At 69.2% G+C, this 26,014-nt stretch carries 22 protein-coding genes; 9 read left to right on the top strand and 13 right to left on the bottom strand.

Annotated features, from left to right (window positions below; genetic code table 11):
* Nucleotides 1–12: 12 nt before the first annotated feature.
* Together ACERLL_RS10810 and ACERLL_RS10805 are read right to left on the bottom strand one after the other, a co-directional pair.
* Nucleotides 13–1,254 (bottom strand): glycine cleavage T C-terminal barrel domain-containing protein, encoded by a 1,242-nt coding sequence (locus tag ACERLL_RS10810; protein ID WP_474104451.1) that lies wholly within the window; start codon nucleotides 1,252–1,254, stop codon nucleotides 13–15.
* Nucleotides 1,255–1,456: 202 nt separating this feature from the next.
* Complete coding sequence (locus ACERLL_RS10805; protein WP_373656105.1) at nucleotides 1,457–2,221, bottom strand: class I SAM-dependent methyltransferase; 765 nt, start codon at nucleotides 2,219–2,221, stop codon at nucleotides 1,457–1,459.
* 226 nt (nucleotides 2,222–2,447) lie between these two features.
* Between ACERLL_RS10805 and ACERLL_RS10800 the strand changes: the two genes are divergently transcribed.
* The 3 genes from ACERLL_RS10800 to ACERLL_RS10790 all read left to right on the top strand — a co-directional run bounded on the left by ACERLL_RS10800 (nucleotide 2,448) and on the right by ACERLL_RS10790 (nucleotide 7,584).
* Entirely contained in the window at nucleotides 2,448–3,869 is a 1,422-nt protein-coding gene (locus tag ACERLL_RS10800; protein ID WP_373656104.1) for an aminotransferase-like domain-containing protein, read from the top strand.
* Between the two features lie 343 nt (nucleotides 3,870–4,212).
* Complete coding sequence (locus ACERLL_RS10795) at nucleotides 4,213–7,227, top strand: sensor domain-containing protein (protein WP_373656103.1); 3,015 nt, start codon at nucleotides 4,213–4,215, stop codon at nucleotides 7,225–7,227.
* 198 nt (nucleotides 7,228–7,425) lie between these two features.
* A complete protein-coding gene (locus ACERLL_RS10790) occupies nucleotides 7,426–7,584 on the top strand; it encodes a hypothetical protein (RefSeq protein ID WP_373656102.1) in 159 nt (52 codons plus the stop codon).
* A 9-nt stretch (nucleotides 7,585–7,593) separates the two neighbouring features.
* Here the strand turns inward: ACERLL_RS10790 and ACERLL_RS10785 are convergent, their stop codons facing one another.
* On the bottom strand, nucleotides 7,594–8,880 hold the full coding sequence (locus tag ACERLL_RS10785; protein WP_373656101.1) for a two-component system sensor histidine kinase NtrB: 1,287 nt from the start codon (nucleotides 8,878–8,880) through the stop codon (nucleotides 7,594–7,596).
* 202 nt (nucleotides 8,881–9,082) lie between these two features.
* Nucleotides 9,083–12,136, bottom strand: coding sequence for a chemotaxis protein CheB (locus ACERLL_RS10780; protein ID WP_373656100.1), 3,054 nt, complete (start codon nucleotides 12,134–12,136; stop codon nucleotides 9,083–9,085).
* A 226-nt stretch (nucleotides 12,137–12,362) separates the two neighbouring features.
* Here ACERLL_RS10780 and ACERLL_RS10775 point away from each other — a divergent pair, with 226 nt between their 5' ends.
* Complete coding sequence (locus ACERLL_RS10775) at nucleotides 12,363–12,770, top strand: phosphate-starvation-inducible PsiE family protein (RefSeq protein WP_373656099.1); 408 nt, start codon at nucleotides 12,363–12,365, stop codon at nucleotides 12,768–12,770.
* Here ACERLL_RS10775 and wrbA read toward each other — a convergent pair.
* The 3 genes from wrbA to ACERLL_RS10760 are packed head-to-tail and all read right to left on the bottom strand — an operon-like array spanning nucleotide 12,750 to nucleotide 15,259.
* On the bottom strand, nucleotides 12,750–13,364 hold the full coding sequence (wrbA, locus tag ACERLL_RS10770) for an NAD(P)H:quinone oxidoreductase (protein WP_373656098.1): 615 nt from the start codon (nucleotides 13,362–13,364) through the stop codon (nucleotides 12,750–12,752). The genes ACERLL_RS10775 and wrbA overlap by 21 nt on opposite strands.
* 50 nt (nucleotides 13,365–13,414) lie before the next feature.
* Nucleotides 13,415–14,455 (bottom strand): hypothetical protein, encoded by a 1,041-nt coding sequence (locus ACERLL_RS10765; RefSeq protein WP_373656097.1) that lies wholly within the window; start codon nucleotides 14,453–14,455, stop codon nucleotides 13,415–13,417.
* Nucleotides 14,456–14,485: 30 nt separating this feature from the next.
* A complete protein-coding gene (locus tag ACERLL_RS10760) occupies nucleotides 14,486–15,259 on the bottom strand; it encodes an AMP nucleosidase (protein WP_373656096.1) in 774 nt (257 codons plus the stop codon).
* Between the two features lie 295 nt (nucleotides 15,260–15,554).
* On the opposite strand from ACERLL_RS10760, the gene ACERLL_RS10755 reads away from it, so the two are divergent.
* Complete coding sequence (locus ACERLL_RS10755) at nucleotides 15,555–15,917, top strand: PilZ domain-containing protein (RefSeq protein ID WP_373656095.1); 363 nt, start codon at nucleotides 15,555–15,557, stop codon at nucleotides 15,915–15,917.
* 96 nt (nucleotides 15,918–16,013) lie between these two features.
* Here the strand turns inward: ACERLL_RS10755 and ACERLL_RS10750 are convergent, their stop codons facing one another.
* The 3 genes from ACERLL_RS10750 to hspQ form a co-directional block, all read right to left on the bottom strand.
* Nucleotides 16,014–17,867: a cation:proton antiporter gene (locus tag ACERLL_RS10750; RefSeq protein WP_373656093.1), complete on the bottom strand. Its 1,854-nt coding sequence runs from the start codon at nucleotides 17,865–17,867 to the stop codon at nucleotides 16,014–16,016.
* Between the two features lie 79 nt (nucleotides 17,868–17,946).
* Nucleotides 17,947–18,402, bottom strand: a complete 456-nt coding sequence (locus ACERLL_RS10745; protein ID WP_373656092.1) for a rhodanese-like domain-containing protein — start codon at nucleotides 18,400–18,402, stop codon at nucleotides 17,947–17,949.
* Between the two features lie 30 nt (nucleotides 18,403–18,432).
* Nucleotides 18,433–18,750 (bottom strand): heat shock protein HspQ, encoded by a 318-nt coding sequence (hspQ, locus tag ACERLL_RS10740; RefSeq protein ID WP_373656091.1) that lies wholly within the window; start codon nucleotides 18,748–18,750, stop codon nucleotides 18,433–18,435.
* Nucleotides 18,751–18,958: 208 nt separating this feature from the next.
* Here hspQ and fnr point away from each other — a divergent pair, with 208 nt between their 5' ends.
* The gene (fnr, locus tag ACERLL_RS10735) at nucleotides 18,959–19,702 is read left to right on the top strand and encodes a fumarate/nitrate reduction transcriptional regulator Fnr (protein WP_373656090.1); all 744 of its coding nucleotides are present in this window, start codon (nucleotides 18,959–18,961) and stop codon (nucleotides 19,700–19,702) included.
* 145 nt (nucleotides 19,703–19,847) lie between these two features.
* Nucleotides 19,848–20,918, top strand: a complete 1,071-nt coding sequence (locus ACERLL_RS10730; protein WP_373656089.1) for a thioredoxin domain-containing protein — start codon at nucleotides 19,848–19,850, stop codon at nucleotides 20,916–20,918.
* A gap of 25 nt (nucleotides 20,919–20,943) precedes the next feature.
* Here the strand turns inward: ACERLL_RS10730 and ACERLL_RS10725 are convergent, their stop codons facing one another.
* The 3 genes from ACERLL_RS10725 to ACERLL_RS10715 form a co-directional block, all read right to left on the bottom strand.
* Complete coding sequence (locus tag ACERLL_RS10725; protein ID WP_373656088.1) at nucleotides 20,944–21,654, bottom strand: SPOR domain-containing protein; 711 nt, start codon at nucleotides 21,652–21,654, stop codon at nucleotides 20,944–20,946.
* Between the two features lie 4 nt (nucleotides 21,655–21,658).
* Nucleotides 21,659–23,404, bottom strand: coding sequence for an arginine--tRNA ligase (gene argS / locus ACERLL_RS10720; RefSeq protein ID WP_373656087.1), 1,746 nt, complete (start codon nucleotides 23,402–23,404; stop codon nucleotides 21,659–21,661).
* A gap of 296 nt (nucleotides 23,405–23,700) precedes the next feature.
* Nucleotides 23,701–24,126 (bottom strand): hypothetical protein, encoded by a 426-nt coding sequence (locus tag ACERLL_RS10715; RefSeq protein WP_373656086.1) that lies wholly within the window; start codon nucleotides 24,124–24,126, stop codon nucleotides 23,701–23,703.
* Between the two features lie 99 nt (nucleotides 24,127–24,225).
* Between ACERLL_RS10715 and ACERLL_RS10710 the strand changes: the two genes are divergently transcribed.
* Both ACERLL_RS10710 and ACERLL_RS10705 read left to right on the top strand, forming a co-directional pair.
* Nucleotides 24,226–25,212 carry a calcium/sodium antiporter gene (locus ACERLL_RS10710; RefSeq protein WP_373656085.1) on the top strand — a complete coding sequence of 329 codons (987 nt, stop codon included), beginning with the start codon at nucleotides 24,226–24,228 and terminating at the stop codon, nucleotides 25,210–25,212.
* 12 nt (nucleotides 25,213–25,224) lie between these two features.
* Nucleotides 25,225–26,013 carry an HAD-IA family hydrolase gene (locus tag ACERLL_RS10705; protein ID WP_373656084.1) on the top strand — a complete coding sequence of 263 codons (789 nt, stop codon included), beginning with the start codon at nucleotides 25,225–25,227 and terminating at the stop codon, nucleotides 26,011–26,013.
* Nucleotide 26,014: the final 1 nt, after the last annotated feature.

Raw genomic sequence — 26,014 nt, 5'->3', positions numbered from 1 at the left:
CACGAATTCCGTTCAGCTGGCCTTGGGGATCTGTTTCAAGGGGTCCTTGAAGGGCACCTCCGCCACCGCGGCCCGCACGGGCTCGGGGTGCTCCGGCAGGCCCACACGCAGGGGAGTGCCGGGCTCCGCGTGGCTGGTGGGCACCATGGCCAGCCCGATGTTGCAGCCCAGGGAAGGGGATTGGAAGGCGCTGGTGACATAGCCGATGTCCCGGTCCGCCGCGGCTTCGTACACCGGATAGAAGTCCGCCGGGTACCAGCTTATGGGATCGCCTTCCATGGCCACGCCCACCAGCCTGCGGTCCACCCCGCGCCGGGCGATCTCCGCCAGGGCGCGCTTGCCGATGAAGTCTTCCTTGTCGAAGTCCACCTGCCAGCCCAGGCCCACCTCGAAGGGGCTGGTGGAGAGGTCCATGTCCTGCCCGTAGGAGAGGATCCCGGCCTCCAGGCGGCGAATGTGGCTGGGGGCGATGACCCGGATGTGGAGCTCGGCGCCCACCTCCATGAGGGCGCCCCAGACGGCCTCCGCGTGCCGGTCCGCCTCGGGCAGGTAGAGCTCGTAGCCGATCTCCCCGGAGAAGCCGGTACGCGAGACCACTACGTCGATGCCGTCGAAGCGCGTGTGGCACATGTGGTAATAGCGCAGCTCCAGGACCTCGGCGCCCATGCGGCCGAGGGCCACCAGTCGGTTCATGAGGTCCCTGGCCTTGGGGCCCTGGATCTGCAAAGGGGAAACGTCGATCTCGTCGATGGCGACGTTGTAGGAGCGCCCCATGGCGACCCCCCGGGCCCAGGTCAGGACGTCGGAGTCGGAGATGGATAGCCAGATCTCGTCCTCGGCCACCCGCAGGAGCACGGGGTCGTTGACGATGCCGCCGGACTCGTCGCAGAGGAGAACGTAGCGGCATTTCCCCGGTACCGGACATTTCCTGTGCAGGTCCCGGGTAACCAGGAGGTCGGCGAAGTCCAGGGCGTCGGGGCCCTTGATGCGGATCTGGCGCTCCACGGCCACGTTCCACAGTGTCACGTGGTTGGTGAGGTACTCGTATTCCTTGAGGAGACCGCCCTCTTCCAGGGGAATATAGGCGCGCGGATGGTACATGTGGTTGTAGACGGTGGCCGACCAGCAGCCGTGCTCCACGGAGAGATGCCAGAAGGGCGACTTGCGCACCCGCGTGTCTACAAGTAACCGGGTTCCGTTGCTTCCGGTCTGACGCAGGTTGACGGGGACATGACGCGGGGCTGTCTGTGCCATTGTTGCGCTCCTTGCTCCAAGGACGGTGTGGATTGCCGGCCGTCGGGGGCGCGGCGCCGGAGATCCGGGGGATTCCGGCGCTCGCGATGCTCCGGTGCATTCAACAATGGCTGAAGCGCCCGCCGGGAGCCGTTGCGCGGACGACGCCCGCTTGGCTCCTGGCGACACGCGCGTCGGTGACAGCCCCGCACAGGGGGGCGGGCTAGCCGCGCGGCTTGCGGCCCACCTGCTGGATGAGGCGCGCCGCGAGCCGATTGTAGGGCCGTTGGAAGTCACCGAAGCGCTCCACGTCCACGAAGCCCGCGTCCTCGAGCAGATGGGAAACGTAGTCCTGGCGGAGCGGGTACATGCTTCGCTGGAATCGGGCGCCGTCCCGGAAGCGGTACTCGAAGCGGGTCAGGTAGCGGTTGAGCGCCGTGGGCCAGGCCTCCACGTCCTGGCCGCTCTGATAGGGTCGGGAACCGGTCCCGGATTCCAGCAGGGCGTCGTAGTTGCGGTGGTCCAGGATGAGCAGGCCGCCGGGACGCACGGTCCGGTAAAAGGCCTCCACGGCGTCGCGGCGGGCCTCGCTCTCGAACAGGTGGCTGAAGGCGTCCCCCAGGCAGACCACCGCATCGAAGCGGTTCGCCCCCAGGTCGCGGTCCAGCCGCATCCAGTCCGCTACCCGGGCATCGGCCAGGGCCACCCCCTGCTCGTCCGCCGCCTCCCGGGTCTTTGCCACCATGTGCGGGGAGCCGTCGGCGGCGGTGACCGTCAGTCCCGACCGGGCCAGGCCCAGGGCGGTCACCCCGGTTCCGCAGGCAACGTCGGCCACGCTGCGGACATCCTGCCGGTGGAGGAGCCGCTCGAGGAAATCGCCCCCCGAAGCGGCCCGGGACTCCCAATCCACAAGCCGGTCGCGGTAGTCGGCGGACCGGAGGGTATGCTCGCCGGATTGCGGATCCATCTGCAGATTGCGAACGCTCATCGGGCTACTGCTCCTCATTTCCTCAGGGATGCACGGTCCGGTTCCCCGGCATGGAACGGTTGCCACGGACTGCGTATCATCACAGAGTCGGCTCGCTACGCGGAGAGACGGAACAGTTTCGGCGTAGGGCGGCCCGCTCCTGCGCCGGGACGGGCGCCGTGCTTGGCGATATGGGCCCCGGGCCGGCATGCGGCACCGGCCCATACCCTATTGGAGGAGTCTTCGGTTGGCCGGATTCCGCTATGAGGAAGTGGCCGGATCCATTGCCGGGCAGGTGGAAGCGGGTGTATACGGTCCGGGCGACCGCCTGCCCGGCGTGCGCAAGCTGGCCCGCCAGTTCGGCGTCAGCGTTTCCACGGTGGTGGCCGCCCAGCACCTCCTGGAGGACCGCGGGGTCATCGAGGCGCGGCCGCGCTCCGGCTACTACGTGCGCCTGCGCCCCCAGCGGCCCCCGCAGGCCCCGGAGCGGACCCGACCCGAGGGGCAGCCCACCCAGGTCACCGGGCAGGCCCTGGTGCTGCGGGTGGTGCAGGCGGCCAACGAGCCGGACACGGTCCAGCTTGGCGCGGCGGTTCCCCACGCGGAGTTCCTGCCCACCCACGGGCTGCAGCGGGCCTTCTCGGGGGTGCCGCGTCGCTACCCGGGTCGGGCCACGGATTATCTCTTCCCGCCGGGACCCGTGGAGCTGCGCCAGCAGATCGCCCGCCGCATGGCGGATGCCGGCTGCCGCCTCTCCCCCGAGGAGATCGTGGTCACCAACGGCGCGCAGGAGGCCCTGGTGCTTTCCCTGCGTGCCGTGGCCGAGCCGGGCGACGTGGTGGCCATCGAGTCGCCCACCTTCTATGGGCTGCTTCAGGCCATCGAGGGACAGGGCATGCGGGCCCTGGAGATCCCCACCGACCCGGACGAAGGGATCTCGCCGGAGGCCCTGGCCCTCGCCCTGGAACAGTGGCCGGTGGCGGCGGCCATGCTCATGCCCAACTTCGGCAACCCGCTCGGCCACCGCGCCTCGGAGGGGCGCAAGCGCGAGGTGGTAGCGTTGCTGGAGGAACGGGGCGTGCCGCTTATCGAGGACGACGTCTACGGCGACCTGGCCTTCGAGGCGCCGCGCCCCTGGGCGGCCAAGGCCTACGAGGACCGCGGCGGGGTCCTGTACTGCGGCTCCTTCTCCAAGACCCTGTCCCCGGGACTGCGGGTGGGCTGGGCAGCACCCGGCCGCTTTCGGGACCGCCTGGAATATCTGAAGTACGCCGCCAGCGCCGCCACGCCTGCCTTCCCGGGCTTTGCGGCGGCGGATTTCCTGGCGAGGGGCGGATACGACCGCTACCTGCGCCGGGTGCGCGGCGAATACGCCCGCGCCGTGGCCCGGGTGCGCCGCGCGGTTGCGCGCTATTTCCCGGAGGGCACGCGCCAGACGGATCCCGAGGGTGGATTCGTCCTCTGGGTGGAGCTGCCCGCCGAAGTGGATTCCCTGGCGCTCTATCAGGCCGCGCTCGCGGAAGGGATCAGCATAGCGCCCGGCCCCATGTTCTCGCCCACGCAGCGGTTCCGGAATTTCCTCCGGCTCAATTGCGCGCAGCCCTGGAATGGGAACTTCGAGCGGGCCCTGCGGCGGATCGGGGAGCTGGCCCGGGAGCGATCGGGTTAGCGCGCCGCAAGCATGCGGAGCCCGGCATGCGGAGCACCGGTTCTCGACGCGTTCCCGGGTAGAATCCGATTCTTGTGGAAAATGGACTTCCGCTCTATACAGTGTCCGGAAGCTCGATTTGATGTAGTTGGAAAACACAGAGTGGTTCCGGCCGTACGAGTTTTCTCGTATTGTTTCCGATAGGGGGCGAATGTAAAAACCGCCTGACATGCTCGGTTATTCGGTTGATCCCCCATAGATGAATTGCGGCTTCCCGCCCCGAACGATTCTAATAACCCTTCTGCTCCTGACATTGCCGGTCCTGGGGTCCTGCGCGGGGGTTTATCTCCTGTACGAGAGCGGCATGGAAGAGCAGCGCGCCCGGCTCCGGGACATGGTGCGCAGCAGCGCCGCGCTGATCGAGGCGGTGACCGCCTTCGATCGCCGGACCCAGGCACGGCTTCCCGAGGGGCAGCCGGGCGGCGCCGGCCGGGCCACTCTGTCGCAGATCCGGCGGGGACTGGCCCGGCTCGACGGCTTCGGCAAGCGGGGGGAGATTCTGGTCGGCGAGCGTTCCGGAGAGCGACTGGAGATCCCCCTGCGGAGCCCGGAAGCGTCCGGTGCTGCCATCAGTGTCCCCCGGAGCGCCGGGCGGGCGGAGGCCCTGTCCAGGGCGCTTAGGGGCGGCACGGGGGTCATGGTGGGCAGGGATTACCGGGGTGCCCGGGTGCTGGCGGCGTACGCGCCGCTTCCGGGCCTGGATATGGGCCTGGTGGCGAACCTCCCGCTCCGGGAGATCCGGGCGCCGTTCTGGTCCTCCGGCCTGCTGAGCGGGGCCATCGGCCTGGTGGTGGGGCTGGCGGGGGCGGGGCTCTACCTGGCCCAGATCACGCCGGTCTGGCGGCGGCTGCGCTTCCGGGAGCGGGAGCAGCGCAACCTGCTGGCCAACATCCCCGGAACGGTGTTCCGGTGCCGCAACGATCCTGACTGGACCATGGAGCCCCTCAGCTTCGGGGCCGAAGCCTCGACATCCGCCTATCCGGAAGCGTTGCGGTTCCGTCGGCACTATCCCTATGCCCGGCTGATCCACGAGGAGGACCGCGAGGCGGTCTGGGGCCGGGTCCAGGCGGCGGTGGCCGAGGGGGCCCCATACGAAGTGCGCTATCGCCTGCGGGACCCCGAGGACGGGATTCGCTGGATCTGGGAGCGGGGCCGCCCGGTCCCGGACCCGGACAGCGGCGGGACCTTCCTGGAGGGCTTCTTCACCGATGTCACGGAGGCGGAGGAGACGGCCCGCTCCCGGGACCGCCTCGCCCAGATCGTCGAGAGCACCCCGGACTTCGTGGGGATCGCCGATGCCGAGCGACGGTTGATCTACCTGAACCGGGCGGCCCGGGAATTGGTCTCCGGGTCCCCCGACGGGGAGGTGCGGGCCCGGTACCTGGAGGAGCTCCACCCGCAATGGGCCTGGGCCTTCCTGAGCGGGGTGGCTATGCCCCAGTCCGCCTCTGGACGTCCCTGGGAGGGCGAGCTGGCCGTTCTCACGGCGAGCGGCGAGGAGGTGCCGGTAGTGGGGGTGGTGCAGTGCCATGCGGACCACCGGGGGCAGCCGGCCCACTATTCCTGCCATTTCCGGGATGTTACCGAAGAGAAGGTGGTGCACCGGAGCCTGCGGCAGGAGCGGGACTTCAACCGGGCCATGACAGACAGCCTGCCGGGCCTGTTCTACGTCATTGACGAGGACCTGCAGCTCGTCCGCTGGAACCAGAATATGGAACGGGTGACGGGCGCCTCCGGGAAGGAGCTTCAGGAGCGGGGGCCCCTGGCCTTCATCCGGGAGGAGGACCGCTCCGCCATCAGGCAGCGCATGCGCGAGGTCTTCGAGGCGGGGGAGAACACGGCCGAGGCCTGGGTCCTGTCCCGGAGCAAGCCCCCCATTCCCTACCATTTCCAGAGCCGTCGGGTGACGCTCAATCAGCGGCCCTATCTGATCGGCTTCGGCACGGACCTCACGGAGCGCAAGGCCCACGAGGTGGAAGTGGCCCGCCTGTCCTACCGCGACCCCTTGACCGGCCTGGCCAACCGGGCCCTGCTGGTGGAGCGCCTGGGCGAGGAGGTGGAGCGGGCCAAGCGGCACCAACTGGTGGGCGGGCTCCTGTTCCTCGACCTGGACGACTTCAAGCCCGTCAACGACAGCATGGGCCACTCCGTGGGCGATGAGGTGCTGAAGGCCCTTACCGGGCGGCTGATAAGGGAGCTGCGGGCCGAGGACACCATGGCCCGCTTCGGCGGCGACGAGTTCGTGATCCTTCTGCCCCATCTCGGCGATTCCCTGGAGGCGGCGGGCCATGCCGCCCAGCAGGTGGCCGAGCGCCTGCAGGAGGCCATGGAAGCCCCGGTGGCCGTGGCCGACACCAGTCTCCACCTCAACGTCAGCCAGGGCATCTCCCTCTTCCCGGTGGAGGCGGGGGAGCGGGCCGACGAGGTGCTGCGCCGCGCGGATTCTGCCATGTACGAGGCGAAGCAGGCCGGCAAGGGCCAGATCCGATTCTTCCGTCCCGAGGCCCTGGCGGCGATCCAGGAACGGCTTTCCCTGGGGCAGGAGCTGCGGCTGGGCATTCTGAACGGCGAGCTGGATCTGCACTTCCAGCCGCTGGTGGAGCTCGGGGACGGTCGGGTCTCCGGTGCCGAGGTCCTGGTGCGCTGGAATCATCCGGAGCGCGGATCCGTGGGCCCCGACGTCTTCATCCCGCTGGCGGAGCAGAACGGCTTCATCGTCCCGCTGGGCGGCTGGATACTCCAGCAGGCCCTGCAACGGGCCGAGGCATGGCGGCGGCGGGGCATGCTGCCCCGGGACTGGCACCTGGCGGTCAACGTCAGTCCCCGGCAGTTCGCCCATCCCGGGTTCGTGGAGCAGGTGGAGGGCGCCCTGGAATCGTCCGGGCTCCCGGGATGGATGGTGATCCTTGAGATCACCGAGACCGTACTGCTGGAGGACCCCTCCGTGCCGAACAAAATGGCCGCCCTGAACCGGCGGGGCATCCAGTTCGCCGTGGACGACTTCGGGACCGGCTATTCCTCCCTGATCAACCTCAAGCAGCTGCCGGTGAAGACCCTGAAGATCGACAAATCCTTCGTCCAGGACCTGGCCTGGAATACCCAGAGTCGCACCATCACCGAAACCATCCTGCTGATGGCTTCCTCGCTCAATCTGAGTACGGTTGCCGAAGGCATCGAGACCCGGGACCAGGCCGAGCGGGTCAAGGCCTGGGGCTGCGGCTCGGGACAGGGCTACCTGTTCGGGCGACCCATGGCAGAGGAGGATTTCCACGCCTACCTGCGCAGCGGCGCGCCGGTGCTCCCCGGCCTTTGGGACTGACGCGCCGAACGTCGCGGCGCCCGCTCAGAGGAAGGAGGGCTCGGATAGGCACAGCGCCTTGTTCTGCGGGAGCCGTACCCGCGGGGTGGCGCCGTCGGTACCTTATCCACCAGGGAATGGGCGCTCGGGCGCTCACCGAAAAGCGGGTCGAATCAGTACGCAGCGAGAAACGGTTCCCGCGGGCCTGAGCGCCCCTCCATGCGCCTGCGGACGCGGTCCTACGGGGAGGAGGAATACCGCCCGCAGCGGCTGCTGTTGGTGGAGGGAGAGCCGGCCGAGCTATTCGACGACTACCTGCTCAAGCCGCCGACCATGGACTCCCTGCGCCAGGCCCTGGAGCGCATGCAGCGCTCCTGAGGCGGGCGGCTAGTCCGCCGCGGCGTCGGGGTCCTCCTTGGGGCCGGGAACCTTGAAGCCCATGGTGGTGCCCCCTTGCTCGTGGAGTACCGCCCAGAGCGAGCCGCCGTGGCTCTCCACGATGGTCCGGCAGATGGCGAGGCCCATGCCGAGCCCCTCGCTCTTGGTGGAGTAGAAGGGCTTGAACAGGTTCTCCCGGGTCTCCTCGTCCATGCCGCCCGCCTGGTCGGTGACCTCCACCAGGATCTCCCCCGAGAGGCCCCGGCTGGTGCGGAAGCGTACTTCCGGCCGTTTCGCCCCCGTTCCCTCGTAGGCCTCCACGGCGTTGATGGCCAGGTTCACCACCACCTGCTTGAGCTGGGTGGCGTTCCCGGTGACCGGCGGCAGGTCCTCGGCCAGCTCCATGCATAGCGCCGTTTGGTGCTCCTCGGCGAACTTCTTGACCAGCCGCCGGGAGTCCTCGATAACCCGGTTCAGGTCGATGGTTTCCTGAATGGAATCGCTCGGCCGCAGCATCTCTCGCACCGAGCGGATCAGGTCGCCGGCGTAGCCCACCTGCTCGGTGAGCTTGGCGATGGCCTCCCGGGCGCGCTCGTGGTTGGAGCGGGACGCCGAGAGGTCGTTCTGGGCCGCCGCAGCATAGTTGTTGATGGCCGCGAGCGGCTGGTTCAGGTCATGGGCCAGGGTGGAGGCGATCTCGCCCACCAGCGCGGCCCGTGATAGCTGCTCCAGCTCCCGGTAGTGGCGGCGGTTCTCCGCCTCCAGGCGCTTCTGCTCGGATATGTCGGTGAGGGTGGTGAGGTAGGTGGGGGACGATTCCTGGGGCTCGGAGAGGGTGGTGTCCACCCGCACCGGGAGGGTCTCCCCGGAGAGGCCCCGCAGGTGCATCTCGGTGGTAACCCGGGAGCCGGCTCCCGCGACGCGGCGCAGGTGGTTGAACAGGCGGCTGCTGTGGCCGTGGGCGAGGAACGCGGTAAGCGGTCGGCCCAGCAGGTTCCGTCGGTCCTTGCCGAGCATTTCCGCCGCCGTGAGATTGGCCTCCCGGATCAGACCGTTGGGGCTCAGGGTAACGAAGCCCACCGGCGCCGAGTCGTATAGGTCCATGTAGCGGTTGCGCGCCGCCTCCAGGGCCTCCTGGGTCTCGTGGAGCACGGCATTCTGCAGCTCCAGCTCCCGCTGATAGGCCAGCAGGCTGCCCTGGCGCTGCGAATCCGGCCTCTCGGAGCCGGGATCCGAGGAGTCGGGGGTCGCACCGTGGCTCGGGTTTTCGTTCTCCGCGGTCATGCTGTAGGACACTCCTGGGCCTCCTTGCTCCACCCGAGAGCCCCCCTTTCCCTGCAGCGCGGGCGCTTCATGAAGACCTGCGGCTTGTAAAGGTTGCCTGCGTTACCCCCCCTGACCGCCATCCCCGTCGGGGGGATGCCGCCGTGCGGCTTTCGGGAGCGCAATGGGCGCGACGGCGTGACCCGCCGTCGGTCCACGAATCGTCCTTTCATGGTTACGGCCTATTCCTAGATGGAACAGGGTAATCCTGTAGCGCCGCGATGTCACGCTCCATGAGCGAGGCGGCGTACACCTGGCCGGTGGGGTCGCGCAGCGGGATGGCCGAGCCCCAGACCGAAAGGATCTCTCCCTGCTTGGTGAGGCGCCGGGCCGTATAGGAGGAAACCCGCTCGCCCTGGCGCAGCCGTTCCAGCAGCGCCCGGGCGGCCTGGTGATCGTCCGGGGGCACCAGCCCCCACAGGGAGCGCTCGGCGGCCTCGGCCTCGGTGAAGCCGAAGTGCTCGTGGGCGCCGCGGTTCCAGGCGAGGATGCGGCCGGTCAGGTCGGCGAGCACGATGGCGGGGACCGCCTCGCGCGCCACCGCCGCCAGCCGGCGCACCTGCTGCGGGTCGGTCTTGAAGTCCGAGATGTCCGAGAAGATCAGCACGGCGCCCGTGATGCGGTTCTCCTCGGTCTTATAGGGGCGCACGGTGAGCGCGTACCAGTTGCCGCCGTGATCGCGCACCTCCAGGCACTTGGGCCCCACCATGTCGAGCACGTCCCGGATCATCTGGGCGAGGTCGGGAAGCTCCACGTTGGGCCGGATATCGGTGAGGGGCCGGCCCGTGTCGGCGTCGATCAGGTTGAGCAGCTCCTTGGCACGCGGGGTGAAGCGGCGGATGCGCAGGTCCTCGGTCACCATGAGGATGGCCAGGTCGATACTGCGGAGCAGGTTGTGGAGATCGCCGTTGGCCTCGCTCAGATCCTGGTTCCGGTTCTCCAGCTCCCGATTGACGGTGGACAGCTCTTCGTTGGTGGACTGCAGCTCCTCCTTGGCGCTCTCCAGCTCCTCGTTGGTGGATTGCAGCTCCTCGTTGGCCGACTGGACCTCCTCGTTCGCCGTCTGCAGCTCTTCGTTGGTGGTTACCTGCTCGTTGATGATGCTCTGCATCTGCTCCCGGGTGGTGGCGAGCTCGTGCTCCAGCTCGGTGATCCAGCGGTCCTGCTCGCCTTCGGGCTGCTCGCCGAGCCGAACGGGAGCCGGAGGGACCGGGTGGTCCGGCCGGTCGAAGATCACCAGGAAATGGCCCTTGCCGGGATCGGAGCGCAGGGGGCGAACCCGCAGGGAGAGGTAGTGGAGGTCCCCGTCCCGGCGCATCCGGACGTTCCCCTCGCAGACCTCCTGCTCGGCCGCCATGGCGTCGGTGAGGGCCTTGCGCAGCGGCGCCTGCAGGTCCCGGTGGGCCATCTTGTAGAGGTTGCGGCTGGCCCGTCCCGGCGAGGGAGCGATGTACGGCCCGGTCTCGCCGAGGAAGGTGAGGATGTTCATGCCCGTATCCACCACCACGCTCGGCGGCGCATAGTCCGCCAGCAGGTGGTCCGTGGCCTCGCGGTGAAGCCTTCGCTCCAGGTTCTCGGGGGAGGGCGGGCGCTCGGTGGCTTCCGGCGCCGATGGATGGCCGGCGCCGCCGCTGATCGTGGGCATTGGCGTGCGCACGGCCCGCTTGGAGTAGATCTTGCTCGTCTGGTCCACCATCGCGAACAGGTCGGAATCGGTGCCCACCGTCTCGGCGCTGCCCAGCATGAGGAAACCATGCGGCGCCAGGGCGAAATGGAAGATGTTCAGGCACCGGTTCTGGAGCACCGGGTCCATGTAGATGAGCACGTTGCGGCAGCAGATCAGGTCCAGCCGCGAGAACGGCGGGTCCTGCACCATGTCCTGCGGGGCGAAGATGCACAGGTTGCGCACGTTCTCGTGCACCTGGTAGCCGCCGGGAACGCGCACGAAGAAGCGGCTCAGCCGCTCGGCGGACAGCTGGGAGACCACGGATTCGGGATAGATGGCCGTCCGCGCCCGGTCCAGGGCTTCCTTGTCGATGTCGGTGGCGAAGATCTGGATGGGGGTCCGCAGCCAGTCGTCGCCCAGGTACTCCAGCAGGGCGATGGCCACCGAGTAGGCCTCCTCGCCCGTGGAGCAGCCCGGAACCCAGATGCGCAGGGTGCGCTCGGCCTCGCCGTCGGGGGTGATGGCGGGAAAGACGGCGTGCTTGAGGGCTTCGAAGGATTCCGGGTCGCGGAAAAAGCCGGTGACATTGATCAGCAGGTCCTGGAACAGCCGCTCCACCTCGTCACCCTGGGCCTTCAGCAGCCGGACATAGCTGTCGAGCTGCTTGATCTGGTTCAGGGACATGCGGCGCTGAATGCGCCGCTTGATGGTGCTGGTCTTGTAATCGCTGAAGTCGTGTCCGGTGTGCTTCCTCAGGAGCCTGAGCACGCGGTTCAGGGCCTCCTCGGACAACGGGGTCTGCTCGGGCCAATGGCTCCAGAGGTAGGGGTGGCCGGCGATGCGCGCCAGGTTGGCGGCGATCTCCCGGGGCGGGCAGACGAAATCCACCTGGCCGCTGCGCACCGCGCTGCGGGGCATGTCGGGGTGCTCGGCGGAGGCCTCATCCTGGGCGAAGGTGATGCCGCCCCCGGTCTTGATGGCCTTCACGCCCAGGGTGCCGTCGGAGCCGCTGCCCGAAAGCACCACGCCCACGGCGCGGTTGCCTTGGTCACGGGCGAGGGCGTTGAGGAAGCGGTCTGCGGGATTCCGGCGCGTGTGGGGCTGGTCGCGGTCCTCCAGATGCAGGATACCGCCCCGGATGGTCAGACTCCGGTCCGGCGGGATGACGTAGACGTGCCCCGCCTGGACCGGAACGCCCTCGCCGGCGGTCCGGACGATCAGCGGCGTCTGCTGCTGGAGGATGTCCGTGAGGGCGCTGTCATGGTCCGGCGCCAGGTGCTGGACTACCACGAAGCCCATGCCGATATCCGCCGGCAGGTTCCCGAGCAGCTCCTGAACCGCCGGGATGCCGCCCGCCGAGGCGCCGATGCCGACGATTACGGGCGGGCCGTGGTCCGGGGCGGCGCCTCGGGCGTCTTCTCCCGACCGCATGCCCTCGGATGGCGGGCCGCTTCCCGGGGCCGCCGGCTGGCTAGCGCTGTTCAGGGGGGTACCGCCATCGGGATGCGAGGGATCGTGCATGGGGGACGTGGCCATCTCGAGGGTTACGGGGAAGGGACGCATCCCCGGTTTTTCCGGCATTCTCCAAAAAATCCGCATACCGCGAAAGGGAAGCGCCGCACCATCCGGGTGGGTTTCGCGGGCATGGCCGGTGTCGCTCGACGGCGATTCATGCGAGAGGCCCTGGGAGGGAAGGCTTCCCGGATAGGACCGGAATGTAGCCGGAGATTTGATTTTCCGCGGTCGGAGCCCGAAATCCCTGAAGACGCGCAAGGAGGTGCAAAAAGCATTGGAGCAGGCACCCCGGGAGCGGTATCTGATGGCGCTCTACGAGCGGTTCGAGCAGGTGGTGGCCCTGGTGCTCGTGGGGATCATCGCCCTGGAGCGCAAGCACTCCATCTTGCGCTGTGCGGTGCGCGAGGCGAGCCTCATCCAGGTAAAGACCGTCCTGGTATTCGGCATCCTCGCGCTGGCCCGCAAGCTCATCATCCTGGACCTGGAGTCCTCGTCGGCGATCCAGGTGATGGCGCTGTCGGTGGCCGTGGTGGCCCCGGGCGGCGTCTACTGGCTCATGCGGGAGCGGGACGAGCGCAAGGAGCGGCAATCCGCCGCGTCCCGGCCCGAGGAGCGGCCGGGACACCTGCAGCGCGCCTGGCGCCCGACCCGCCCGATAGCGCTATGCGCTCGCCGCCTTTAGGGCCGCCGCCAGCCGGGCCGTGTGGCTGCCCTGATAGCGGGCGATGGTCAGCTCGTTCTCCGAGGGCCAGCGGCTGCCATCGCCGCCCGTGACGGTGCTGGCCCCGTATGGGGTGCCGCCGGTGATCTCGTTCATATTAAGCAGCTCCTGGGCGGCGTAGGGAACCCCGGCAATCACGAAGCCCAGGTGCAGCAGGGTGGAGTGGAAGCTGGTGAGGGTGGTCTCCTGGCCGCCGTGCTGGGAGGCCGTGCTGGTGAACACGCTGCCCACCTTGCCGATGAGGTCGCCGTTCAGCCACAGGCTGCCGGTCTGGTCGAGGAAATTGCGCATCTGGGCGGCCATGTTTCCGTAGCGGGTGGGGGAGCCGAACAGGATGCCGTCGTACCGGGGCAGCTCCTCCACTTCGGCGATGGGCGCCGGCTGATCCAGCTTCACGCCGATCTCGCGGGCCCGGTCCTCCGGGATGAGCTCGGGGACCCGCTTGATCTCCACCTCGGTGTCCGGGGCCTGCCGGGCCCCCTCGGCCTCGGCGTTGGCCATCACCTCCATATGGCCGTACATGCTGTAGTAAAGCACCAGTATCCGGGTCGTCATGGTTCCTTCCCTCGCTTGGTGACAAGACACCCACGGCTGGGGTGGTCCGGCTACTGCCGGTCGAGAACGGCGTTGAAGAAGCGGTCCTCCCCGTCGCTTTCCGCAAGGATCCAGAAGGCCTCCAGGCCGGTTTCCCGGCCCAGGGTCTCGGGGTCCAGGAAGGCGAAGCCCGTGTACCGGCCATCCTCCGCCGCGCAGTTGTCGATGGAGAGGACCACGCGGAACAGGTTTTCGCCCCGGCGCAGCAGCTCCAGCTCGCCCGAGAGGAGGCAGCCGTCCGAGCGGCTGCCGTTCAGGGCGCCGGCGCTGTCCACGGTCAGCGTCAGGGTCCGGTCGCCGCGGGTCATGGACCAGCTGCCCACCAGGTCCGAAACGAGCACCTCCTGTCGGAACAGGTCGCTGAAGCGCAGCTCCAGGACCCCGGGGCGCTGCGTGCCGGAGACGGTGACCTGCAAGCGGCTGCGCGCGATGACGGTGCCGCTGATCTGCCCGATGGCTATGGGCGTGCCCGACACGGGCGAATAGGAGCGGATATCCCCGGTGACCTCCACGGTACGGTTGGCCGCGGTGGTGTCATCCGGAGTGGTGTCGGCGGCGAAGTCGGATTCGGTGGTGAAGCGCGGATCCAGGGCGGAATCGGTTCGCGGGGAAACCGCCGGATCCCCGGTACGGGTCGGGTCGCTGGTCAGGCTGTCGCTGGTGGGCGTGAGATCCGGCACGAAATCCGGGGGCGGGGGGAAGGTCGGTCCGGGCGAGGTATCGAGCTGCTGCTCCAGGGTCCCCGGATCGGAGAAGGTCTCCTGGAGCGGCGTGGTCGTCGTCCGCACCGTGATCTCGCCGGCGTGGGCCAGCTCCGCCGTTGAGCTGAGCACCAGCAGCCGGCCCTCCCAGATCACCGCCGTGGCCGATCGGCCGATGGTCCCGCCCTGGGGGATGAAGGAGCCGGTCCAGATCCCGTTGACGGTCGATTCGGTGGTATCCGCGCCGTCCTCGCCCGTATCGAAGGCCTGGAAGGACCCGGGCTCCACCTCCCCGCAGCTCGCGGTGGCCAGTGTCAGAAGCAGCAGGGGGACGAGGCCCGTGAACCGCATTACGGCCCTCCATGAGCCCGCCGGTACGGCTCAGTATCGGAAATGCTTGATGGGCTCGCCGCTTATCTCGAGCGCTTGCATGGCCTCGATGCCGATGGCCAGGTGGTCCCGCGCCCACCGGCTGGTGACCTCCCGGTCGGAGGCCTCGGTCTTGATGCCGGTCGGGGTGAGCGGCAGATCGGAGACCAGCAGCAGCGCCCCGCGCGCGATCTCGTTCGCGTGACCGACAATGAACAGTGTGGCGGTCTCCATATCCACCGCAATCGGGGTCATCCCTTCCAGTCTGCGCACGAACTGCTCGTCGTGCTCCCACATGCGCCGGTTGGTGGTGTAGACCACCCCGGTGCGGTAGTCGTGGCCCCGGTCGAGGATCTTCTCCGAGACCAGCTTGTGCAGCTTGAAGGAAGGCAGGGCCGGCACCTGCGGGGGGAAGTAGCCGTCGCTGGTGCCCTCGCCGCGGATGGCGGCTATGGGCAGGATGAAATGGCCGATCTCGGTGGACTGCTTGAGGCCGCCGCATTTGCCCAGGAACAGCACGCCGCGCGGATGACGGGCGATGAGGAGGTCCATGATGGTGGCGGCGTTCGCCGTGCCGATGCCGAAGTTGATCAGGGTGACCCCCTGGCGGTTGGTCACCGCCTGCATGGGCCGGTCCAGCCCGTGGATGGGGGCGTCGAACTCCTCGGCGAACGACTCCACGTAGCCGTAGAAATTGGTGAGCAGGATGAAGTCCCCGAACCGGTCCAGGGGCATGCCCGTATAACGGGGAAGCCAGTCGCGGGCGATGGCGAGGCGGTCCGGCATGGGGCAGGGCCTCCGGTGAGGACGGATGCTGTGCGTGCTTCTCCCCCGAACCTAGCGCTTCCTCCTCCGGCGGGAAATCCGGCGGGGCCCGGAGCCTGTCCCCGGGCCTAGGGAAATGTCCCCATGGGCTTCCAAGATCATCCCGATACCCCGCCTTCCGCCTTTGGGCAAGAATCCCGTCTTCAATGCGAACGGGGCTCCGTAATGGCGGGCGGACCGGCGTTCCCGGCCAGCCGCGCTTTTTTCCGGACCTCGTGGACAATCCAAAGCACGGAATTGCGAGGAGGAAGCGGTCGTGGAACATCGTCGCGCCCGGCGCCGGCCCGTCAATCTGCATGTCCTGGTCCGTCACCAGGGCACCCCGGTGGCGTTTTGCTCCACCCTGGATATCAGCCTCGAAGGGGCCCGACTGCATTGCGGCGCCCTGGGCCTGGAGCCGGGAAGCCTGGTGGAGGTGGATCTTTCCCTGCCCGAGGGCGATGACCGCTACATCCGGCTGCCCGCCCTGGTGGTCCACTGCACCGAAGGCCGCCTCGGCGTGCTGTTCACGGGCGTGGACAACGCGGACGTGGACACCCTGAGCGGCTTCCTGCACCACGCCCCGGAGGTAGATCCGGAGCGCCGCGGGGGCGGGACCTGCTATTCCATCTTCCTGTGAAGGGGGTCGCCGCGGAGGACGGCGGCATACCTGGTCCGGGTGGATCCGCCCCCGGCCGCAACGGCATTTACGCACACCGCAGGGTGGCGGGCCCTTTCAGGTTTCCCGGCCTTTGGACCCGGAGGCCTCCCCGGTGGCGAGCCTCGGCTGGGCGTGCTCCTGGCGCCCCGGCCGGTAGCACACCAGCGTATCCCCCGTTTCCGGCTCCAGGGGCTGTTCGGGGGAATTGAAGACCACCATGCCGTTCTCCCGCACCAGCAGCAGGTTCTCGGCATTGACGGGGCAGATGTGGAGGAAGTCGTCGTAGGAGAATTCCTCCGTGAGCCTGGTCTTCTGAAGCTCCCAGCCCAGATAGTGCCGCTCCATCATGCGGTCGAAGGTGGCTTCCTCGCTGAAGGCCACCTGGCCGCGGAACGTGCGGCTGAAGGTGCGCGCCTCCTTCTCCGGCTCGCGGCTCGGCGCCAGCTGGAATACCCGCCCGCGCCCCAGCTCCGGGGAGAGCTGGGTGCACAGCAGAGCGTTGTAGGCGTCGTTGTCCGTGGCGGCCAGCAGATAGCCCGTACCGGTCAGGTCCAGCCGCTCCTGGCCCAGGTCGGAGAGCAGCTCGCCGGACTGGGTCCGGATGCCCGCCATGCGGGCCGGACGCAGCCGGTGCCAGGAGCTGTCGGCCAGGGTCACCGGCACCTCCAGCTCCCGGAGCAGGGTGGCCAGGCGCAGGGTCCAGCCGTGGGCGCCCACGATCAGCACGCCGTCCCGCCGGGCGGCCACGAGGTTCAGCTTCCGGGCCAGCGGCCCGACGGTGAAGCCGTGAAAGAGCACGGTGGCCAGGATCACGCTGAAGACCAGGGGCAGGATCTCCCGGGCGTCCGCGAAGCCGGCTCCCGCCAGGCTGGGGCCGACGATGCCCGCCATGGCGGCGGTCACGATGCCCCGGGGGCCCACGAAGGCCACCAGCAGGCGCTCCTGCCAGCTCATCTGCGTGCGGATGGTGGCCAGCATCACCGCCGCGGGCCGTACCAGCAGGATCATGGCGGCCACGAACAGGGCGTCCCCGGCATCCAGGACCATGAGGGTCTCGGGGTCCAGGTCCGCAGTGAGGACCACGAACAGGCCGGAGACCAGGAACACCACCACCTGCCCCTTGAAGCGTCGCAGCTCCAGGGTGCTGGCGAGGCCCATGTTGGCCATGACCACGCCCATGACGGTGGTGGCCAGCAGGCCGGCCTCCTTCTGGAACAGGTTGGCCACGGCGTAGACCAGCAGCACGGCGCCCAGCATGCCCGGTGCCTTGAGGTATTCCGGCATCCAGCCCCGGGCGATGGCTCGGCCCAGCAGATAGCCCCCGCCGCCGCCCACCACCCCCGCGGTGGCCATGGCGATTGCCAGTCCCTGGACCACCACCAGCACGGCGTTGTCGTTGCCGTACAGGAGGAGGTACTCGAAGGTCAGGATGGCCAGGAGCGCGCCGATGGGATCGTTGATGATCCCCTCCCACTTGAGGAAGGAGGCGGGCCGCATCTTCAGGCGTGCCTGGCGCAGCAGGGGGCCGACCACCGTGGGCCCGGTGGTCACCAGGATGGCGCCGAGGGCGGTGGCCACCGACCAGGAGAGCCCGGCGAGGTAGTGGGCGGCCACGGTGCCGAAGGCCCAGGTGAGGAGCACCCCCAAAGTGATCAGACGCAGGACACCCCGGGCCGTATGCCGCACCTCGTGGAGCTGGAAGCTGAAGGCGTCCTCGAAAAGGATCACGGCCACCGCCAGCCCCACCACCGGTGTCAGTAGGTGGCCGAACTGCTGATCGGGCTGAATCAGACCCAGCACCGGCCCGGCCAGGAGGCCGGCGGCGATCATGATCACGATGGCGGGGAGGTTGAAGCGCCAGGCGAGCCACTGGGCCGACAGGCCCAGGACCACCACCATCATGAGGGCCAGCTCCAGGTGGTTCTCCATTCCGGGGGGCTCCAGCTCGATGGAAGGGGAAAGTGCATTCCGCCGCCGGACCGGGGTGGCGGTCGGCGGCGCGCGCCGGCTACGGGGCGCTCATGGGCGGCTGGACCGGGTGGCCGGCCTCCTTCCAGGCCCGGAAGCCGTCGCTGTAGTTACGGACGTCGGTGTAGCCCATGCGCTCGAGGGTCCGGGCGGCCAGCAGGCTGCGCTTGCCGGTCCCGCAGTACACGATGATGGTGGCGCCGGTATCGGGGAGCTTGCGGGGCGCCCGGAATTCCAGATAGCCCCGGGGGATGGCCACCTCCCGGAAGGGATCGATGGCGCCGGCCGATTGGCGCTCACCCGGAAGCCGCACGTCGAGGAGGACGAAGGACCGGTCGCCGTTCACCAGCGCCTTGAGCCGTTCCGTGCTCACGCCGGGGATCTCGGAGCGGGCCGCCTCCATCCAGGATTCCACCACCCGCGCGGGCTCGGCGGCCGCCCGGGGTGCCGGGAGGCCGGCCGCCGCCAGTAGCAGGAACGGGACGATGCGGTGCATGAGGGCGCGCTTCCTCCATGGCATCCGGCGTCACTCCGCGTCGCCGCGCGGCACGTAGCCGCCGCCGGAGAAGGACTTGAAGAACACTCCCAGCTCCGGATGCTCGATCTGCTCCCCGCTGGGGTCGGGCTCCAGGTTGCGCTCGGCCACGTAGGTGCGGTGGCCGGCGTTGTGGACCAGGACATGATACCAGGGGCGGTCCTTGGGCGGCCGGCTGGTGGCCATGAGCTGGTACCAGGCCTCGGTGCCGTGGAACTCGGGGTCCACGCCCACGATCACCCCCCTGTAATTGAAACGCCGATGGTGGATGAGCTGTCCGACGTGGAACTGTGGAAGATGCTCGCTCATGGTCGGGTCCCTGCATGGCTTGCGTGACAAACGGATCGTTACAAGCTACGGCAAGGGTTGCGGTGGAGCAATCCGGGTGGATTCCGGACAGTCCGCGCGCGTCCGCCGGGGCGATTTCCGAACGAATCGCTCGGTTGATGCGGTACGGGGAAATTGTTTCACTCGGACACTGTCTCAGTCCCAGCTCCCGCCATGAAGGGAACCGTTGATGGGCTCCGACCGCGCCACCCCGGTTGTCGATCTGGAATCCGTGCGGGCGGTCTGCGCGGGGTGCAGCATCCAGGAGCTTTGCCTCCCCTACGGCCTGGATAAGGACGACCTCGAACAGCTCGACCGCATCATCGAGCGGAAGCGTCCGCTGGCCGCGGGGGAGCTCGCCTATGCCGAGGGCGATCCTTTCCGGGCCCTGTTCGCGGTGCGCTCCGGCGTCCTCAAGACCTACCTGCTGGAGGCGGAGGGCGAGGAGCACATCACCGGGTTCCATTTCCCCGGGGAGCTGGTGGGACTGGACGCCATTTCGGGCGGCATCCATGCCTGCTCCGCCCGTGCCTTGGACACCACCAGCCTGTGCGAAATCCCCTTCGACCGGCTGGACGACCTGGCCGGACGCATCGGCGGCCTGCGCCAGCAGCTCTTCCGCCTCATGAGTCGGGAGATTCATCAGGACGACCGGGAGCGCCGCAACCAGGCTCAGGCCGTGGCCGATCCCCGCCTCGCCGCCTTCCTGTTGGATGTGTCCGGACGGCTGTCCAAGCTGGGGTTCTCGGCGACGACGTTCCGTCTCAAGATCTCCAACCGCGACCTGGCCAACTACCTAGGTCTTGCGCCGGAAACGGTGAGCCGGCTGTTCCGCCGCTTCCGCGAACGGGGCCTGGCCACCGTGCAGAGCAAAGAGGTGCGGATCCACGATCCGGAACGGCTGCGCGCCCTCGCCCGTTCCCTGGAGGAATGAGGCGCCGCGGCTCCCCAGACAATCGCTGATGGCGCGGGCCGCTATCCGATTCTGATAGGCTGGTTGCCGGGGCCGCCCTCCCGGGGCGGCATCGAGGGGCCGAGCGCATTCGGCCAACGAGCACAGTGCATTACGGGAGAGACCATTGCGAAAGAGGGGCTGGATAGGGTGGCTGGCGCTGGCCATCGGACTCACGGTTCTGGCCGGGCCGGCCGCGGCCTATGACGAGCTGGCGGTGGAGGAGAAGGCGCTGCGGGTGGTGGACGCCCTGCTACCTCCGGACATCGAGACGCGCAAGAAGTCCATGGGCGAAGCCCCCGTTGAGGGCTGGGTGAAGGCGGTGTTCGAGGCCCAGTCCCAGCGTGGCTGGATCCCCATCGAGCTGTACATCCGCGAGGGCGCCGACTACGCCTTCATGGGCCAGATGTATCAGCTCGACCCGTCCATGGATGCGCGGGACAAGGCCCGCAAGGCCATGGAGAACCGCCTGCCGCCGCGTTTCGACCGCAAGCTCCTGCAGTCCGGCGATACGCCCCTGGAAGGCGTGAAGGAATTCCTCTTCGAGGTGCAGGTCCCGCAGCGCGGCGCCCAGCCAGTGGCCGCCTACGTGGGGGACGGCTTCGGGGTGGTGGGCCAGCTGTTCGGCCCCGACAACCAGAACCTCACCGAGGTGGCCAAGCAGAAGTGGGCCGGCGGCCAGGTGTCCTGGAAGGAGCTGGTGAAGGGGCTGAAGCCGGTATACGGCTCCGAGGGCGCCCCCGTCCGCTTCGCCATGTTCACCGACCCCGATTGTCCGGCCTGCCAGCAGGCCAAGCGGCGCATCGATACCCTGATCGAGAAGCACCGGGAGGACCTCTCCGGCTACCTGCTCTGGTTCCCGCTGGAGATGCACAAGCACGCCCGCCCCAAGGCCGAGGTCCTGGCCTGCTCCACTCCGGAGCGGCAATCGCGCATGTTCGACGCCCTGAAGGGCAGTGAGCCGGGCGACGTGGAGGACGTCTACGCCACCCTGCAGGAGGAGGGCGTCGAGGTGCCCGAGCGGGTGCGGGAATGCGTGTCCTCGGGTAAGGGCGAGGAGTGGCTGAAGCGGGTCCGGGAGTTCGCCAACAAGATGCAGGTGACTTCCGTGCCGTCGGTCTATTACGACGGCCGCCTGTTCAAGGGCTTCCCCGAGCAGGAGATCCGCGAGGCCCTGCGCTCGGGGTCGGGCTCCTGAATGGGCCGCCGCGTCCCGGCGCTGCTCAGGGGCGCATGACCAGGGCGTCCATGCCGTCCGCCGCAAGCCGGCGGCGGACGGTCTCGGCCGCCGAGCGCTCCGCGTAGGGGCCCAGCCGCACCCGGTACCAGGTTCCCTGGGCGTCCAGATCGGCGCGCACCACCTCCGCCTTGAGGCTCTTCAGCGCCAGGCGGGCCTTCAGGGATTCGGCGGCCTCCGCATCACGGAAGGAAGCCACCTGGACCAGATACGCCCCGTCCTCGGAAACCGCGGGCGGCCCATCCGGAACGGGCTCGCTCTCCGCGTTCTCCGATGGCTGCGAAGGCCGCCGGCGCTGCTGCGTCGGCGGCTTTTTTTCAGAGGCCTCCGGGGCGGGCGGCTCCGGGACCTCCACCTCCATCTTCGGCAGCAGGGTGTAGAAGCGGTAACCCGACTCCTCCCGGTCGGCGTCCCGCTCCCGCGGAGCCGGGTCCGCCCGCGGTTCCGGAGGCGGGGTGTCCTCCGGCTCCGGGGGCCGGTCGGGGCTGGAAGGTCCCTGCTCCTCCGCCGGCGGGGCGGGTGTTTCCCCATCGTCGCCGCTGAGCAGGTAGAAGGGCAGCAGGATCAGCAGGCCCAGGCCGATGCCGCCGGCGAACCACAGCAGACCGTGCAGCAGGCTGAGCCGGGAATTGCGGCGCCGGGAGCCGCGCCGGCCGCGGCGCTTGGGGGCGGGGCCGCGTTTCGAGGAGCGGGCCATGGGCTTACATCCTGTCCGGGGCTTCCACGCCTAGCATGTGGAGTCCGTTGCCCAGGACCCGGCGCACCGCCTCCACAAGGGCCAGCCGGGCGCGCAGCAGCGCGGGGTCGTCCACCAGGACCCGGTGGCTGTTGTAGAAGGTATGGAACTCCGCGGCCACCTCCTGGAGGAACCGCGCCACGCGGTGCGGCTCCCGGCCGAGGGCCGCCGCCTCCACGGTCTCCGGGAAGCGCTGCAGGCGCCGCAGCAGCCGCCCCTCCTTCTCCTCCGCCAGCAGGGAGACATCCGCCTCCGCGAGCTCCCCGGCCTCGGGGGCGGGAGCGCCGGCCGCCTCCAGCTTGGCGCGGATGCTCTGGATGCGGACGTGGGCGTAGTGGATGTAGTAGACCGGGTTGTCCTCGGTCTCCTGCTTGGCCACTTCCAGGTCGAAGTCCATGTGCTGGTCGGAGCGGCGCAGCACGTAGATAAAGCGCGCCGCGTCGCGGCCTACTTCGTCCACCAGCTCGCGCAGGGTCACGTACTGGCCGGAGCGGGTGGACATGGCCACCTTCTCGCCGTTGCGGAACAGGTTGGCGAACTGCACCAGCTGGATCTCCAGGCCCGCCGGGTCCAGGCCCAGCGCCTGCATGGCCGCCTTCACCCGGGGCACGTAGCCGTGGTGGTCGGCGCCCCAGATGTCGATGAGGTGGTCGTAGCCGCGGGTATACTTGGACCAGTGGTAGCCGATGTCGTTGGCGAAGTAGGTGGCCACCCCGTCGGCGCGGATCACCACCCGGTCCTTCTCGTCGCCGAATTCGGAGCTGCGGAACCAGGTGGCGCCGTCGGCCTCGTACAAGTGGCCGTTCTCCCGCAGGTGCGCAAGCGCCTTCTCCACCGCTTGCTGGTCCACCACCTCCTGCTCGTGGGCCCAGGTGTCGAAGCGCACGCCGAAGGCGTCCAGGTCCGCCCGGATCTCGCCCAGGATGTGGTCCAGGGCGCGCCGGGTGACGGCGCGGAAGGCCTCCTCGCCGATGCGCTCCCGGATGTCGGCGATGTGGCGGTCCATGGCCTTCTCGGGATCGCCTTCCTGGTCGGCGTAGACGAAGCCGCAATCCAGCGCGTCGCCGAATTCCGTCCGCACCTCGGCGGCGATATCGCGGATGTAGGGGCCCTGGTAGCCCTTCTCCGGGAACGGACCCTCCGTGCCTTGGACCAGGTCCCGGTAGCGGTTCATGACGCTGGCGGCCAGAATGTTCATCTGTCGGCCGGCGTCGTTGACGTAGTACTCCCGCTCCACCCGGAAGCCGGCGGCGTCCAGCACCCGGGCGAGGGCGTCGCCGTAGGCGGCGCCGCGCCCGTGGCCCACGTGCAGGGGACCAGTGGGGTTGGCGGAGACGAACTCCACCTGCACCCGCTCGCCGCCGCCCGCCCGGCTCTTGCCGTAGTCGGCGCCGGCCCGCAGCACCTCCGGAACCACGCCCTGGAATACCGATTCGGCCAGGTGGAAGTTGATGAAGCCCGGCCCGGCGATCTCCACCCTGGCCAGCGCATCGGTCTCCGGCAGGGCCTGCACCAGCGCCTCGGCCACCTCGCGCGGCGGCTTGCCGGCGGGCTTGGCGAGGCGCATGGCCAGATTGGTGGCAAAGTCGCCGTGTCCCTCTTCCCGGGGGCGCTCCACCTGGATCTCGGGGGCGGTGTCCGGGGGGACCAGGCCCTGTTCCTGAATGGTCCCGAAGGCGGCCTGGAGAAGCTGCACGAGTCGCGCGTTCAAAAGGATCTCCGTCACGGTGGGCGGGGGATTGCAACGGCCCGGAGCCGGGACCGGCGGGTCCCGGGGCGGGGGTCGAGCTCGGCCGGAAACCGGGCCCGGACCGCGGTGCTCGCCCGGCGCGCCCGCGTTCCGAAGCGGGTCGATCCGGGAGCGGTCGGGGCCTCTGCCGGGGTGAATAGGATAACCGAATCCCGCTGCTCGCCCCAAGTCGGGGAGCGGGCAAAGGGGGCCGTGTCCTGGTATCCTCCCCCGACTTTGCGGGCCTCGGCCGCTCCCCGCCGACGGCCGGGGCGGGATCAAGCCTCGGGGCGCGGGCCCCGGTGCATGAGGGACCGGGCGCGGCCGTTGGCCGGCCAGACCCGATCCCGGTCCGCCGCCACCGTGAAGGCGTAGGTCCGCTCCGCCCCGTCCTCGCGGCGATAGGTGCGGACCACCCGGAAGCCCCCCTCGGCGAGTGGCCGGACCGACCAGCCGGCATCCCGCCATCCGGTGCGGGGCTCGATCTGACCGAGCACGCTGCCCACGGTGCGGCCGCCGTACCGGAAGGGGTCGGCGGGCGCGGTGCGCACCGCCCGGATGGCGGCCTCCCGGGGCGTCGAGTCCTCCGGCGCGGGGAGATGCGGTCCGCCTACCAGCTGGTGGAGCAGGACCAGCAAAAGAACCGCCGCGCCCAGGACGGCGGCGGGAATGAGCCAATTACTGCGCTGGCTGGGGTCGGCCATGGCCGGGCAAGCTCCTGGATCCGGATGGGAAAGGGGCGGAGCACCGCCCGCCCCGGAAGGCCCCTAGCCTAGCCTCTGATGCCAACGCGGGGAAACTGGATGTCCATCGCCCTCGATCTGACGATCGCCTTAGCCGGCCTGCTGCTCCTGGTCTGGGGCGCGGAGCGCTTCGTGCACGGCGCCGGCGGCCTGGCCCGCAGCCTAGGCGTCTCCACGCTGGTCATCGGCCTCACCGTGGTCTCGCTGGGCACCAGCGCGCCCGAGCTGCTGGTGAACCTCACCGCCCAGCTCACCGGCGTGCCCGCCATGGCCTTCGGCAACGTGGTGGGGAGCAACATCGCCAACATCGGCCTGGTGCTCGGGATCTCCGCGGTCCTGCTGCCCCTCACCGTGCACTCCAAGGTACTGCGGCGCGAGTTCCCGCTGCTGCTGGGCGTGACCGTTCTGCTGGGCGCGCTGATCATGGACGAGGCGCTGCAGCCGCTGGAGGGCTTCCTGCTGACACTGGGGCTGGCCGCTTACGCCTATTGGATCCTCCGCGACTCCCGCCGCTCCAGCGGCGACCCCTTCCTCGAGGAGGTCACCGAGGACGTCCCCGAGGCCCTGCCCCTGGGCAAGGCCCTGCTGTGGCTGTTCCTCGGGCTCGGCGCGCTGATCCTCGGCAGCCGGGGCCTTGTGTACGGCGCCACCGAGGTGGCGGAGCTGGCGGGCATGTCCGACCTGGTGATCGGTCTTACCCTGGTGGCCTTCGGCACCAGCCTCCCGGAGCTGGCGGCGAGCCTCGCCGCGGTGGCCAAGAAGGAGGACGACCTGGTGGTGGGCAACGTGGTGGGCTCCTGCCTGCTCAATATCCTCCTGGTACTGGGTCTGCCAGCCATGATCGGCGGCATGCCCGCCGGGCCCGACGCCATCGTGCGCGACCTGCCCGTGCTCATCGGCCTGACCCTGCTTCTGGGCCCGCTTTTCATCAACGGCCCGCGCGGCCTCTATCGGATCAATCGCCTGGAAGGTGGAGTCCTGGTAGCGGCCTACGTGGCTTATATATCCTGGATAATCCATTCCTCGCTGACGGGAGTGGCTGCATAGATAGGAGCGATCATGAGCGGCTTGAAGGCGCTGATCTTCGACGTGGACGGCACGCTCGCGGAAACCGAGCGCGACGCCCATCGGGTGGGCTTCAACCAGGCCTTCGAGGAGGCCGGACTGACGGACCGCTGGGACCCCGACCTGTACGGGGAGCTGCTGGCGGTGCCCGGCGGCAAGGAGCGCATCCGCCACTACTGGACCGCCCGCAAGGGCGAGCCGGAGCCCGACTGGGAATGGGTCAAGGGCCTGCACGAGCGCAAGGCCGAGGTCTACACGGAGCGCATCCGGGCGGGCCTCGTGCCGCCGCGCAGCGGCATCATGCGGCTGCTGCGGGAGGCCCGGGAGGCGGGCGTGCGGCTGGCCATCGCCACCACCACCACCCGCGCGCCGCTCATGGAGCTCCTGGCCCACACGCTTTCCCCGGAGGCCGCCGACTGGTTCGAGGTGATCGTGGCCGGGGACGAGGTGGCCGCCAAGAAGCCCTCTCCGGACGCCTACGACAAGGCCCTGGCCGACCTCGGCCTCTCCGCGACCGAATGCCTCGCGGTGGAGGATTCCCCGCCGGGCGTGGAGTCGGCGGTGGCCGCCGGAATCCCGGTGGTCGTCACCACCAGCGAGTACACCCAGAACCGCGAATTCCCCGGGGCCCTGGCCGTGTACGACCGGCTGGGCGAGCCCGATAGCGAACCGGCCCGGCTCCTCTTCGGGGGCGCGCCACTGCCCGGCCACGGTGCCGTGGACCTGGCCTACCTGCGTGATCTGTTCGCCGACCGGGTCACCAACCGGGAAACGGAGGCCTGAA

The sequence above is a fragment of the Thiohalorhabdus sp. Cl-TMA genome (genome assembly GCF_041821045.1).
GTDB lineage: Bacteria > Pseudomonadota > Gammaproteobacteria > Thiohalorhabdales > Thiohalorhabdaceae > Thiohalorhabdus > Thiohalorhabdus methylotropha.
The sequence above is the reverse complement of the archived record's forward strand: the minus strand, read 5'-3'. Positions and strand labels throughout refer to the sequence as shown.